Annotated in this window: 1 protein-coding gene; it reads left to right on the forward strand. The window is 31.0% G+C overall.

What is annotated here, in order from left to right:
• Window positions 1–159: 159 nt before the first annotated feature.
• Complete coding sequence (locus MNY27_RS10950; protein WP_346392352.1) at window positions 160–531, forward strand: PIN domain-containing protein; 372 nt, start codon at window positions 160–162, stop codon at window positions 529–531.
• Window positions 532–593: the final 62 nt, after the last annotated feature.

Genomic DNA, 593 nt, shown 5'->3' on the forward strand with positions numbered 1-593 from the left:
CTTTCTTGACGCTTTTTAGTAAAAGTGTCCGAATCATTTCCGTCATCACTGTCCGATTTAAAACCGTCACAGGTGTCCGAACTAAAACGTTATGGGTGTCCGATTTGGTGCGTTTTTTGCAGATAAAGCTTGGGAAATGCATGTGCTTGAGAAGTATAGATGATTATTTTAGATGCAAATTATATTTTAAGGTTTCTTCTAAAAGACAATCTTGAAATGTTTGAGATAGCTAAAGATTGTATGCTTAACAATATGTGTTTGATTCCAAACGAAGTGTTAGCGGAAGTTGTTTTTGTATTGTTAAAAGTTTATCATACTGAAAAAAAAGAGATAAAAGAAACATTAACAAGTTTGTTAATGAATATCCACATTGCAGAGAAAGAAAATATGCTTAGGGCATTAGAGATATTTGACAATAAAAACTTGGATTTTGTTGATTCTGTTTTATGTGCTAAATCAAAAGAGTACACAGTTGTCAAACGAACTGCTAAAATTGGCACTAAAGGAAGTGAGTTAAAAGTTACTTTTTAAACACAAACCTTAAAAAATCAAATTAATTTTTGATAGACTCCATTTCATCTTTTTTGAAAGGA

It is taken from the genome of Sulfurimonas sp. NWX79 (genome assembly GCF_039667035.1).
GTDB lineage: Bacteria > Campylobacterota > Campylobacteria > Campylobacterales > Sulfurimonadaceae > Sulfurimonas > Sulfurimonas indica.

Bases quoted from the DNA above. Each gene is read 5' to 3' on its own strand.
- MNY27_RS10950 (WP_346392352.1), top strand. From the start codon at position 160: ATGATTATTTTAGATGCAAATTATATTTTAAGGTTTCTTCTAAAAGAC.